Consider the following 11,127-nt stretch of genomic DNA (forward strand, 5'->3'; position numbering starts at 1 on the left):
ATCAGCCCGCCAGCGCCACGGTGTAGCCGGTACAGAACGCCGCTTGAGCCTTGGTCGGGGCCAGATCCTGCCAGCCGACCAACTCAACCCGAGAAACGCCGGCTACGTGTAACTGAGCGTCTACGCCGGAGCGTGCTACTTCAATGCCGAGCCGCTTGCGCGGATTGATCCATGCAGCCAATCGACTTTTTGCCTCGGCTAAACTGGCATCAGCTTCTGGGCCAGCGCTGGTCATGTGCAGGATCGCTTGAATTTGGTACCGAATCACCTGGGCGCTCTGAACCGTTACCCTATCCCCCACCGGCCGCACATCGTCGTCATTCAGCGCAGTTGCCACCGTTGCGAGCAGCTCTGGTGATGCCTCCCCCTCCCCGTCCAATCCCAGCACCGTTACAGTCACGTAACAAGGCGCCGGGCTTTCGGCGGTGGCATCTGCCACCAGCCCCGAGGCGTTACGCGCATGCAGGATGTAGCTGTTACGCGGGCCGGCCGTGGTCAGTCCCTCATAGGCCAACTGGATGCGCTCTCGGAACGCATCGTCGTCCTCTTTGACTTCGGGAACCGGCGGAAAGGCCAACAGGTCCTCCACTTGAATGACCAGGCGCTTGAGGTTGACGTTGGCCCCCAGGTGATCAAGGTCACCGCGTATGGCGTGCGCCAACAATACCGCTTTGCCGGCGTCATTCACTCGGGCGCGGTTGCCGACCTTGATGTAAGCGCCAACCTCCAGCACCTTAAGCACCGGATCGCTCTCCAGCGCAGCAGTCCAGTTACCGCCCATGTATCCGCGAAAGACGCCCAGCCCCTCCTGAAAAACCTCTTCGAAGTCCAGGGGCTCTAACACGGTCGGCGCCGGTAACGACGGCAGATCCACGATACTCATACGGCCACCTCCAGCGTGACGCTGTCGCCCAGGTACTGCCCGACGATCTTCAGGTTAATTTGCCCGTTGATAACGGAAATGACGCGCACTTGATCCAGCTTCAAACGCGGTTCCCAGCGCCCCAGTGCACGGGCGACTTCCGCCTGTACGGCGCTTTTCCAGCCATCAGTAACGGGTAAGTCAACAAATCGCCGGAGCTTGCTGCCGTAATCCATCCGATGCCGCCGGCTGCCCAACGGCGTGCCCAAAATGTCTGGTACCGATTGCCGCAAGTGTGCGATGCCGGAAATGGGTTGGCCGGTGTGGCGATCCATTCCGATCATTGTGATTACTCCTTCAATTGCTCCAGATCTGGATGCGTTTTCAAGAACGCAAATTGATCATCACCACATGCGGTAACTCGACCAGCAACAACAGGAAGCGTCCCGCCGCCGGGTAGGATCAATGTCCGCGAGGTGAAAACCTTGTCGCGAAAAACACGCGCTGGTCCGATGGACTCAACCGCGTCAGCAGTAACGGGAAAACCCAACGGCGCCGGCTTCAACCCCGGAACCACAGTGGCTTCGGCAGAATCGCCATCGGTTCTAGACTTACTCATAAGGCAGACTCCAGATATGAAAAAGCCCGCACTGGGCGGGCTGTATGCAGGATGAAAATTAATGCGTGTGGTGATTGCTGTTGCCACCGGCGTCGATGATCGCACCAGCACTGGTAATGCCTTTCGTGACGTGTAACGCCCCGTCGATCATCACCGCCGCTTTCAAATTGATGTTGCCGGTGGTCACGTTCACGGCGCTGTCCGTCACGACCACCTCTGTACTGGCGACTTTGATGGTCACCGTACCGCTTGGCAGGGTGATGCTGTAGCTCTTGGCCTGCCAGTCGTAAATCAGCGAGCCGCCATCATCAAAACGCCATACTTCCACATGGTCCCGGTTATCTGGCGGAGGTCCAGCGTTGCCATACAAGCCCGGAATGAACGTCCCTTGTGACACGTCACCGCTGGCACTGACCAATGTCCCCTGCTCGCCAAGAGATGGAGCCCTCCAATGCCTGGCCTTGCCGGCGGCGATGCTGTGCCAACGCACCCAGGCGCTGGTCCATTCGCCGTCCGAAACCCGACATACCGGAGGGGAGGCAGCCAGATCGACCGCCACCACAAAGCAATCCTTGACCACCCCCGCAAGCATGCGGTCGTGCTGGGCAGCAACATAGCCGCTCACAAATCCTCCGCTGGAACAAAATCTTCTTTGACGTCGTTGTTGAAGCCAAACAACAACATGCCGGGCGGCTGATCGGGCCAAGGCCACTCTTCAGGGCCGAGGTACACCTGCTGCGTCCATTCCACCAGCCAGACGGTGTAACCATCCAACACTGGCTGGGTCCAGTCCTGTAGGGCCTGAACGAACTCTGCCGGCTCGACTTCCAGCCCCCACGTCTGAGCCCGGAGTAGGACCGCGAGTTGAGTAGCCAGATGCACGGCCTGTTGCTGATGCAGAGGATAGATAGGGTCAACAACGATACGTGCCTCGAACTTACACACCAATGTTGTTTCACCCGTGCCGATATCGGTACCGGGCTCGACCTCGGCCAGCTCCAGAAAGACCGCCGGTAATGCGATGCGATCCTGAATGTCCGGCCAGGCACTTACCGTCTGGACCCCTGAGAGATGGCGCACCAGGTGTTGCTCGACCGCCCGGTAAAGCTGGTCCAGGCTAAAAGGTTCGTCAGCCATTACCCGACCCTCTTCAAGTATTTCTGTAGTTCGAAGTTAAGTTCTTGCTTCAGGATCTCCAGCAAGCGTTCATCGGCCTTTTGCACCCAGGTCTCAAAATGCGGACGGGCCTGCTCCAGAGACACCTTGGCCTTGGCTAACGGGAAACGATTGCCATGCTCCGCGACCCATCCAGAACTTGCACCGCGACCAGGTGACACCGTGCTATCTGGATAATCATCAGCATTAAAGTGCTTGCTCGCAGTGCGAATCCAAATGTCTGGCTTGTTGCCGTAGACCTTCTTGAGAAACGCGCCTTGATAGCGCCGCCCCGCAACCGAAACACCGCTGCCAGTTTGCCGCGCCCGGCCAATCCGGCTGGACTCGATGGCATTCAAGCCGAACCACAGCTTGCCGCTCGATGCCCCGCCTGACACCGGATAGCTGCGCAACCGCTGACGCACTGCCGCGACAGCAATGCGCTCCTGCCTGCTGACTGCACGGGCAATGTGCGTGCGCAACCAGCCCAACGTCTTGTTGATCGCGCGTCGGTGGGCCGCAGCAGCTGCCTTGGGCACCAGCTTGGCGAAGTCCTGAAACGCCTGCAGGTCCGCGGCTGACGACTGGATAGAAATCATCCCGCCGCTGGCCGAGGGTTTGACGTAGCTACCGATGCTCATGGGCGCAACCTCAGAATCAAGGCGACCAGACCGTCGCCGCTCGGCTCCAGCTGCAGCAAGTCGTAATCGCCGCCGCCATCCAGGGCGGGCAAGTCGACGCTGACCAAAAGCCCGCGTTTTAGGCCCTCCGAATCACTGACGCGGATCTCAAACCGAGGCTCACGCAAGCCGGTATTGAGCTTGCCGAGCTTCGGCTGCAACCAGGGCGCGGCAAACATACCAAGCACCGGCTCTTCGCGGCCCTCGATCCGTGCGCTATCGCCCAGGGTTGCAAAGACCACTTCGTCGATGTCGTCAATCAGATCGCGGAAGGCCACGATCACATCTCCAGCAGGATCTGCGCCCGAGGTCGCGTGCACAGGTGCAGCGGGTTGGACTGCGCTTCACCGGCCACACCTTTGTTGAATGGCAGCGGCTCGATCTTGCTGTAGTACGGAATGCCTTGGGTGTTGACCGTTTCCATGTAGTCGGCCGGCGCAAAGGACGAGATGTACAGATCCGGGACGCCCTCGGGAACCAGCAGCGCCTTGTCGTCGTGGACGAATGCAACGCCGGCAACCTTGCCGCGATAGCGCTCCCAGACGATCCCACCGAACTCGAAGGCTTCACGGGCATCGCCACGCAGTGATGCGGCCTGCATGGTGTTGAGGTAGGTCGTTTTGATCGATTCGTGGTCGAGTAGTTTGTTCCAGAAGTTTTTGCCGCAGAAGGCACGGGAGCCTGTAGTAGTGACACTGCCCAGCGCTTCTTCCTGCATATCCAAGGCTTCGCCACACTTAACACGGACTTTAGTGGCCGGGTTGCCTAGTTCCATGGAAAGCTTCTGTCGCTTCACACCGAAACGGTCATAGGTGTCCAACAGTACCGTCTTGCCATCCGCGTCCAGCACCAAGCCGTTCAATGCACCCATGCGTTGAAATTCGTGGGTGGCATCCAACTGGCGTCGCGCCTTGCCCAGACGTTTGTTAACCACGTCCTGCACAGCCTGCAACTCAGTGAGAGAGCCGAAGGCGCGGATGCCCTGAATTTCATCAGCCTTGATGGTGAAGCGTTCCGGCAGGTGAACGGTGTTGAACGGAATCAAAGTGCGCTTGGTCGCGCCGACCACCAAGCCAGAGGTACCACGCTCACCCGCCGGCACCAGAGCCAGGGTGTCGCCGTCCTTCTCGATCTGCACGGTCAGCGTGCTGATGCCCTCTTCGCGGAACAGGCCAAGGCTGCTGATGCGGCCCGGCAGGTATTCCTGCTCATTGATTGCAGCGGTCAGCGAGGAGACGCTGAATGCATCGTCTTCAAAAATGGCGATATCGGCCATGGGGTACTCTCCAGAAACGAAAAATCCCGCACTCGGCGGGATGGATAAATGAGATGAGCGTCTTAACGGATGATCACGAAATGGGCGGCCAGGGCCTTTTCAGCGGCTGGGTCAAGCCCGGTCAAATGAGCTTCGCTGACTTCGGCCTGACGCACGATGGCGCGGCCGCGACGGACCACATCAGACTGCCCCAGCGGGCCGTAGAGGATCGCGATGGCGTTTTCAGAGCCATCCTCAGCTGTCGGCTGATAGGGTGCAAACTCGCCCGTAGCAGTCACCAGCCCAAGGATCTGGCCCGGCTCCAACGCCTGCCCGGCGGCGACGTTGATTGCCTCGCGGGAAATTGTGCCGGGGCCTTCTGACAGCAAAAACTCGCCCGCGTGCATCGATTCAGTTTTCATGCTCTCACTCCTTTCGAGGTTCCGTTCTGCGCCGCCTGACGGCTAGCCCAGATTGATTGGGTATCGACCTGTTTGGCCTTGATAGTGGGTGCCGGATCATTGTCGAGCGGCAGACTGTTGTTGATTTCAAAACCGCCGCCGCTGCTTACCAGCTTGTCGAACAGGCGCGCCCTGACAGCTGCTTCATCCAAGCCTGCGGCCAGGAACTCACCGGTCAGTTCCGGCAATCGTGCCGCGACACACAAGCCGTGCAGCGCTTTTGCCTTGGTCAGCGCCGCAGTGACTACCGCTTCGCTTTCCAGCTTCGTCGAAGCAAGTATTGGGTCCACCAGGTTGCTGATGCCTGCCGCCGCACACCCCTTGGTAACCATCAACGCCAATCCGGCAGCGTCCAATACGGGTGCTGGATCCGCAGGGTTTACAGGATCAGTCGGCTCGACATTCGGCTCTTCGTCCAACTGGGCAAGCAATTCTGCCGGGGCATTCTGGAAGCGCTGCAACACGCTGCCCTGACCGAGGCAGGCTTTCACCTTCAGCCCGTCGCCCACTTCATCGGCCAAGCCCAGGGCCACTGCTTCGTTGGCCGTCAGCCAGGTTTCGGCGTTGACCATGCGCCGCAGCTCGGCCTCGTCGATGTCCGGCGCTTTGGACTTGTAGGCCGCAATAATCGCTTCCAGCGTCTGGTCCAGCACGTCGGCGACACGCCGGAAGTCCTCGGCATCACCGCCGGTAAAGGTGTAAGGGTTGTGGATCATCAGCATGGCATTGGCCGCGATGACCACCCGGTGAGCGCCACACACGGCAACACTGGCCGCGCTGGCCGCCAGCGCATCAATGCGCCCGGTACAGCGTTCGCCCAAGCGCGACAGTGCGTTGTGAATAGCCAGGCCGTCGAACAGGTCGCCACCGATGCTGTTGAACGCCACAACGACCGGGGAAGCGCCGTCATCCATAGCCCGCAGGTCCTGAACAAACTGATTAGCGCTGACACCCCAAGTGCCGATCTCGCCGTATACAAAGACCTCAATGGTCTGTTGCTCGGCTTCGCCGCTGGCCTGGAAGGTGTACCAACTTTTATCCGCGACTTTTACCTGCTTGCCAGCCTTGTCATAAATGCGCGGGATCGCTTTTTTACTCATGGTTGTTCCTTGTCATCAATCGGCTCAATGGCATCAAGCGTGGTGTAGTTGAGGCCCAGTTCCGTGGACCTGGCGAGGTCGGCCGCGTTTTCCGCGTCGATGGTTTCCGCGTCGTAGCCGTTGCGCAGACACATCTCGCTGCGGGAACCGAAGCCTGCCTGCACTTCCATCCGCCGCGCCTGCACGTCCTGCACCGGCTGAATGTAGGCCCAGCCTTGTGGCACCCAGCGTGTGCGCAGGTATTCGCGCCGACGTTGCGCGTAGTCCTCCAGCACCAGGGCACCGGACAGCACCGCCATGTCCATCCAGGCGGCACGCACCGGGCGACACAGTTGATGCACATACACGCCGAACTGCAGCTGCTCCAGGCGGCGCCGGAACTCGTTGAGTACCACCCGCAGCGCCCGGTCGTTGACCTCTCGCATATCGCCGGTAAGGATCTCGTACGGCGTGCCCGAACCCGCCGCCGCAGCCATCAGTTGCTGACGCATGAAGTCAGGGTAGTTGTTGCCAGCGTCCGGTGGCTTGGAGAACTCCACCTCTTCACCTGGCCCCAGCTCCTGCATGGTGCCGGGTTCTAGGGCGACCATCGGCGTGAAGCCGTCGCGGTCGGTCACCAGCAGCTCCCCGGTCATCGGGTTGCGCGCTTGCGGCCCGGCCTCTGGTGCAGGACGCTTGATGAAGCCGGCAAATAGGTTCGCCACTTCCTGGCGGAACAACACCGCGTCATCGTAGTTGTCCAGACTTCGCAAGCGTTTCAACACCGGGGCCAAGCGTGGGACACCGCGCAGCTGCCCTGGCTCCATCGGTTCGAAGATATGCAGCACCTGCGTCGCCGGCACGCGCACCAGCTGGTTGTAGCCGACGTTTAAGGACGACGAATCGCGAGGGTGCGACAAGTACATCCAGTACGCCACACGTTTGCCGGCCGGATTGAACTCGATCCCGGCGCGGATAACGTTGCCGTTTTTGGCCGTCTCGAACTTGTCATGGGGGACAAACTCAGGTGCCAGCGCCTGCAGTTGTAGCGGCACCGCCAACCCCTCACTCAGGCTGCGCGGCCGCAACCGTACAAAGCACTCACCGGCCGTTTCAACCGTGCGCGCCACCAGGGCCTGCATGCCGTAGAAGTCGGTCAGCTCGTCAGCGTCCGCTTCGTCAACCCAGTCGTCCCACAACTGCTGTTGGAGTTTGCGCAGCTCCGCGTCATCCGTGGTCGGCCTGGGCGTGATACCGGTGCCGATCAGGTTGCTGACGCGCTTGTCGATGACATTGAAAGCGTACGGGTCATTGCGCACCGCCGCCCGTGAACGCGCCCGCAGGTTACGCAGGGCCGGGGTGTTGATGCTGTTGATGCCGTTGTCGGTGGCTTCCCAACTGACCGAGCGTCGGCCCTCACCCGCGCCTTCGTAACTGGCCTTGATGTTCGACGGCAGCAAGAATCCATTACGGGTCAGCGTCGGATAGTGTCGTGCCATTAGAGTCCTTTGCCTCCATGCATGAGCCGAACCACGCGAGAGCGGGGCCCGGCGGCGTTGGTCAGCGACGTACGGATCTCGTCGCGGGCCTTGAGCAGTTCGTCGATGGAACGGTATTCCACCGTGCGGTCGCTGTAGCGCACGGTCTTTTCACCGCGTGCGATGGCGCGCTCGATGGCTTCGAGGTGCTTCGGAGTAAACGACATATCAGCGTCTCTTCAGGTAACCGCTGGTGGAGCTGCGGCGTTGTGGGGGTGCAGCGGGTCGCGGTTGGGCGACCGGGGCAACAGGTTGCGGCGCCTGATGCGGCGTCGCGGGAACCTGCTCGACAACCGTCACACGTTCAGCTGCAATCACTTTTTCATCGAACAGACCGGCCTGAGCCAGCGAATTGCGCACCCGTTCCCAGTCGTGTTCCTGGTACCGATTGATGCCGAGGTAATGCGCCATTGCCAGGCAGTACACCATCAGGTCGAGCGCTTCGTTACGCTCGGCTTTGCCCTTGATCCACTCGATACGCTTGTGGCCCCGCACGTACTTGGCGACCTTGCGCTCGGCCACACACTGGGCGAAGAACTCGTCCGGTAGGTCGTTGGCAAAGTGCAGTGCGCCCGGGCCGGACTCGAATTGGTAGCGGTTGTAGATCCAGTCCTTTGCAGTGTCGGTACCGACAAACCACAGCTCGGCGCCGCCGCGTTCGGTCTGGCCCTTCCAGGTCACATCCACCATGGACGGCCGCTGAGCGATCACCGGCTTACCGGGCTTGCTCGCGCCCTTGATGGCGAAGATGTTGCGCCAGCGTCGTACGCGGCAGAACTGGTAGACCTCGTCGGTGTGGTGACCACCCGAGTCGACGGCAACCGCAAGAATGCCCAGGCCGACACCGCACGGATGCCGGTACCGCTCTTTCAGCAGTTCATCCAGCACCGCCCAGGTGCGTTCGTCCGAAGGGTCACCCGCGATCACACGGTGGTCGATGACCCAGCGCTCCATGCCGACGCCCCAGCCCATTGCCATGAACTCCAGGCGGTCGGCCTGCACATCGACAGCACCGGTGATCATCATCACGGCGGCGGGTATCGCACCAAGGGAGAACCCCTCCCGCCGTGCGCGCTCGATCAGCACCGATGCCTTGGTCTGCTCTTGTGCGCTGTCCCAAACCTTCGCTAGACGAGTGTTGTAGAACACCTGCATAGGTTCCAGGTCGCCCTTTGCCTGAGCTTTTTTGGCCTTTTCGAACTGCCTGGCGAGTGTGCGCCAGTCCATCCAACCAGGAGGGGAATACAGCGCATTCAGATGAAAGCCGACCGTCTCGCCATCGCCTTGTGCCTGAGAACGCCACTCACCCTGGGCCAACATTTGACCCTTGAAGTGTTCTTCAATCAGCACGTCACAGTCCATCCCGGACGCTGCGCACTTGTAATGCACCACACTAAAATCTGCAGAATAGAGAAGGTTTTCCCATTCAAGTACTTGCATGTGACCGCAGTATGGGCATGGAACGTAGTAATACCGCTGGTCGCTGGACTCGAACAGGTCGTTGATACGCGAAGCGCCCTTGATTGTCGGCGAACTGGAGAAATAGAACTTGGCGTTGCGGCCGAACGTGCTGCCCCGCGTTTCTGCCAACTCGATAGGATCGCCCTCTTCGCCTACGTCAACTTCCCACCGGTCGATCTCATCGCCATAGATATAACGCGCCGACAGCTCTGAAAGGTTGGCTGCAGATCCCGCAGTGGTTACATAAAGTGAGCCGCCCTCGAACTCCTTGGTGTCCATGGTATTGCGTGCATCTCGCGACCTGGTGGAAGCGACACGCTTACGCAACACAGGTGTGGCTTTGATGGTTTTGTTGATTCTGGAGGACACCCGTTTTGCCAGGCCCAGACTAGGCAACAGCGCGAGGATATTCGACGGAGCCATATGAATCAGGCCTCCGATCCAATTCAGGCCAATCTGCGTTTTCATCAGTTGCGATGCGACCATAGTGATCACACGCTTGCAGGGATGCGCCGGCGAAAGGCACCGCATGGGTTCACGAGCGTAGGGTGTCCGTGAGGTGCGATACTGGCCTGGCTCAGCAGCCCCGGTATCACGCGGGATCCGCATATACTCATCAGCCCACTGATCAATCCAGACATCCGGATCAGGTTTTAGCCCACGGAAATATGCTTCACGGTAAACCTCTTCACCATCAGGCATTTGCGTATGCATGGGCTTAACTCGTGTTCAGTGCATGTTCAAGGTCGGATGAAGACATACGTTCAGCGTCCTCTAAAGAGCGGCGGATCGCCGCCGTTAAGTGCCTCTCGATTTGCCATGGATCAGTCATCGCTGCCAGCTCAGGCGCGAGCTGTGGAGACATTCCTAGGAGCTGATCCCGCAAAAGACGTCCGGCGTTGTAAGCACCGGTTTCAACAGCTTCGCGCTCGACCAGAGAACCCTGCTGTTTGTGAAAGTTGGCTTGCTCCTGCAGTGCCAGGTAATGCTCACGCAGCGCACGAGACTTTTGAAAGTCTGCCGCCTGCCCAACTTGCGGCACCGCAGGTTCTTCGGCGGCGTTTTGAGCCTCCCTTTGAAGGCGAAGCCGGTTATGGCGGTCCGCGACAGCGGCTTTACTCGGATCAGCAGAGTCAGCGAGCAAAGCCTCGGTGGCTTCTAGGTCGACTTTGCCGTCGTGAGTCAGCACCAGCCGATCCTGATTAGCCAATTTAGAAACATACGATTTGGCCCAACCACGTCGCGCCGCAAACTCCGTTTTGCTGATTATGGTCATGATGGAATGTCCTGTTCACCCAATGAATCCGGGGTAGTTCACCTGTTCACCTCAGTTCACTAAGCTGGTGAACTGTTCGCTAACGCTTTCCCGCGGGTTTCATGCCCCGTGTCCCTCGAATGCCGCCAGGGTCCCCGAGGACTTTTCGGCGCACCATTTTGAAGCGTGCCGCTACAGACCACGTATTTCGTGGCCTCCAGGGCATCATGCCTGACCGCTGCCCGACGGCGGCACATCGCACACGCCCAACCGCTTAGCGGCCCAGCGCTCATACAGCCCGATGGCGACGTCGGCGCCGGCCATCGCGGTGAGGCACCCGATGCTGCCTGCCGCCAGGACCGACATGCCCGAAGCGTGCAGCAACATCATGGTGGAAAGCCCGCAGACCACGCAGGCCCCGGATCGAAGGAGCAAGCGGCGAATCAAGGACCAGCCGCTTACCCCCGCTTTGTCGGCTCGCCATGCCTCGCCGGATATGCCGCCGACCAGGGAAAGTACGATCACCATCCAGATCGGCATATCAATAAGCGCTTGCTGCTCGTTCGTCATCGCCCTACCCCATAAACGCAAAAACCCGGCGCAATGGCCGGGTTCAGTGTGGTGGTGTGTCCCGCTGCTTGCGGTCGCACCTATCGAAGATGGGTACTTTTTACAGGTGGATTTTACTGGCAGCAAGCGGGTTTTAATGCCATAGCGCAATACGGGTGCAATACAGGTAGGACGCGGGTGTAAAGCAGGTAC

The 11,127-nt window shown here is 59.9% G+C and carries 15 protein-coding genes; all 15 read right to left on the bottom strand.

Annotation, left to right across the window (positions count from 1 at the left end; translation table 11 throughout):
• Position 1: 1 nt before the first annotated feature.
• A complete protein-coding gene (locus tag EXW71_RS01845; RefSeq protein ID WP_134657347.1) occupies positions 2–883 on the bottom strand; it encodes a baseplate J/gp47 family protein in 882 nt (293 codons plus the stop codon).
• Positions 880–1,206: a GPW/gp25 family protein gene (locus tag EXW71_RS01850; protein WP_134657348.1), complete on the bottom strand. Its 327-nt coding sequence runs from the start codon at positions 1,204–1,206 to the stop codon at positions 880–882. Before EXW71_RS01850 ends, EXW71_RS01845 begins: the two co-directional genes overlap by 4 nt.
• 5 nt (positions 1,207–1,211) lie before the next feature.
• A complete protein-coding gene (locus tag EXW71_RS01855; RefSeq protein WP_134657349.1) occupies positions 1,212–1,481 on the bottom strand; it encodes a hypothetical protein in 270 nt (89 codons plus the stop codon).
• Between the two features lie 58 nt (positions 1,482–1,539).
• Complete coding sequence (locus EXW71_RS01860; RefSeq protein WP_134657893.1) at positions 1,540–2,073, bottom strand: phage baseplate assembly protein V; 534 nt, start codon at positions 2,071–2,073, stop codon at positions 1,540–1,542.
• Positions 2,074–2,102: 29 nt separating this feature from the next.
• Entirely contained in the window at positions 2,103–2,618 is a 516-nt protein-coding gene (locus EXW71_RS01865) for a hypothetical protein (protein ID WP_134657350.1), read from the bottom strand.
• The gene (locus tag EXW71_RS01870) at positions 2,618–3,277 is read right to left on the bottom strand and encodes a hypothetical protein (protein WP_134657351.1); all 660 of its coding nucleotides are present in this window, start codon (positions 3,275–3,277) and stop codon (positions 2,618–2,620) included. The genes EXW71_RS01865 and EXW71_RS01870 overlap by 1 nt, the downstream gene beginning before the upstream one ends.
• Complete coding sequence (locus EXW71_RS01875; RefSeq protein ID WP_134657352.1) at positions 3,274–3,594, bottom strand: hypothetical protein; 321 nt, start codon at positions 3,592–3,594, stop codon at positions 3,274–3,276. The genes EXW71_RS01870 and EXW71_RS01875 overlap by 4 nt, the downstream gene beginning before the upstream one ends.
• A gap of 2 nt (positions 3,595–3,596) precedes the next feature.
• Positions 3,597–4,592, bottom strand: coding sequence for a major capsid protein (locus tag EXW71_RS01880; RefSeq protein WP_134657353.1), 996 nt, complete (start codon positions 4,590–4,592; stop codon positions 3,597–3,599).
• A 62-nt stretch (positions 4,593–4,654) separates the two neighbouring features.
• Positions 4,655–4,993, bottom strand: a complete 339-nt coding sequence (locus EXW71_RS01885) for a head decoration protein (protein WP_134657354.1) — start codon at positions 4,991–4,993, stop codon at positions 4,655–4,657.
• Positions 4,990–6,132: a head maturation protease, ClpP-related gene (locus EXW71_RS01890; protein ID WP_134657355.1), complete on the bottom strand. Its 1,143-nt coding sequence runs from the start codon at positions 6,130–6,132 to the stop codon at positions 4,990–4,992. Before EXW71_RS01890 ends, EXW71_RS01885 begins: the two co-directional genes overlap by 4 nt.
• The gene (locus EXW71_RS01895) at positions 6,129–7,610 is read right to left on the bottom strand and encodes a phage portal protein (protein WP_134657356.1); all 1,482 of its coding nucleotides are present in this window, start codon (positions 7,608–7,610) and stop codon (positions 6,129–6,131) included. Before EXW71_RS01895 ends, EXW71_RS01890 begins: the two co-directional genes overlap by 4 nt.
• Positions 7,610–7,816: a phage head-tail joining protein gene (locus EXW71_RS01900; protein WP_056783432.1), complete on the bottom strand. Its 207-nt coding sequence runs from the start codon at positions 7,814–7,816 to the stop codon at positions 7,610–7,612. Before EXW71_RS01900 ends, EXW71_RS01895 begins: the two co-directional genes overlap by 1 nt.
• A 1-nt stretch (position 7,817) precedes the next feature.
• Positions 7,818–9,824, bottom strand: coding sequence for a phage terminase large subunit family protein (locus EXW71_RS01905; RefSeq protein ID WP_134657357.1), 2,007 nt, complete (start codon positions 9,822–9,824; stop codon positions 7,818–7,820).
• A 4-nt stretch (positions 9,825–9,828) separates the two neighbouring features.
• Entirely contained in the window at positions 9,829–10,386 is a 558-nt protein-coding gene (locus tag EXW71_RS01910) for a terminase small subunit (protein WP_134657358.1), read from the bottom strand.
• A gap of 204 nt (positions 10,387–10,590) precedes the next feature.
• Positions 10,591–10,935, bottom strand: a complete 345-nt coding sequence (locus EXW71_RS01915) for a phage holin family protein (RefSeq protein ID WP_043046669.1) — start codon at positions 10,933–10,935, stop codon at positions 10,591–10,593.
• Positions 10,936–11,127: the final 192 nt, after the last annotated feature.

The sequence above is a fragment of the Pseudomonas sp. BCA17 genome (genome assembly GCF_004519405.1).
In the GTDB taxonomy this organism is placed as follows: domain Bacteria; phylum Pseudomonadota; class Gammaproteobacteria; order Pseudomonadales; family Pseudomonadaceae; genus Aquipseudomonas.

Bases quoted from the DNA above. Each gene is read 5' to 3' on its own strand.
- EXW71_RS01845 (WP_134657347.1), bottom strand. From the start codon at position 883: ATGAGTATCGTGGATCTGCCGTCGTTACCGGCGCCGACCGTGTTAGAG.
- EXW71_RS01850 (WP_134657348.1), bottom strand. From the start codon at position 1,206: ATGATCGGAATGGATCGCCACACCGGCCAACCCATTTCCGGCATCGCA.
- EXW71_RS01855 (WP_134657349.1), bottom strand. From the start codon at position 1,481: ATGAGTAAGTCTAGAACCGATGGCGATTCTGCCGAAGCCACTGTGGTT.
- EXW71_RS01860 (WP_134657893.1), bottom strand. From the start codon at position 2,073: ATGCTTGCGGGGGTGGTCAAGGATTGCTTTGTGGTGGCGGTCGATCTG.
- EXW71_RS01865 (WP_134657350.1), bottom strand. From the start codon at position 2,618: ATGGCTGACGAACCTTTTAGCCTGGACCAGCTTTACCGGGCGGTCGAG.
- EXW71_RS01870 (WP_134657351.1), bottom strand. From the start codon at position 3,277: ATGAGCATCGGTAGCTACGTCAAACCCTCGGCCAGCGGCGGGATGATT.
- EXW71_RS01880 (WP_134657353.1), bottom strand. From the start codon at position 4,592: ATGGCCGATATCGCCATTTTTGAAGACGATGCATTCAGCGTCTCCTCG.
- EXW71_RS01885 (WP_134657354.1), bottom strand. From the start codon at position 4,993: ATGAAAACTGAATCGATGCACGCGGGCGAGTTTTTGCTGTCAGAAGGC.
- EXW71_RS01890 (WP_134657355.1), bottom strand. From the start codon at position 6,132: ATGAGTAAAAAAGCGATCCCGCGCATTTATGACAAGGCTGGCAAGCAG.
- EXW71_RS01895 (WP_134657356.1), bottom strand. From the start codon at position 7,610: ATGGCACGACACTATCCGACGCTGACCCGTAATGGATTCTTGCTGCCG.
- EXW71_RS01900 (WP_056783432.1), bottom strand. From the start codon at position 7,816: ATGTCGTTTACTCCGAAGCACCTCGAAGCCATCGAGCGCGCCATCGCA.
- EXW71_RS01905 (WP_134657357.1), bottom strand. From the start codon at position 9,824: ATGCATACGCAAATGCCTGATGGTGAAGAGGTTTACCGTGAAGCATAT.
- EXW71_RS01910 (WP_134657358.1), bottom strand. From the start codon at position 10,386: ATGACCATAATCAGCAAAACGGAGTTTGCGGCGCGACGTGGTTGGGCC.
- EXW71_RS01915 (WP_043046669.1), bottom strand. From the start codon at position 10,935: ATGACGAACGAGCAGCAAGCGCTTATTGATATGCCGATCTGGATGGTG.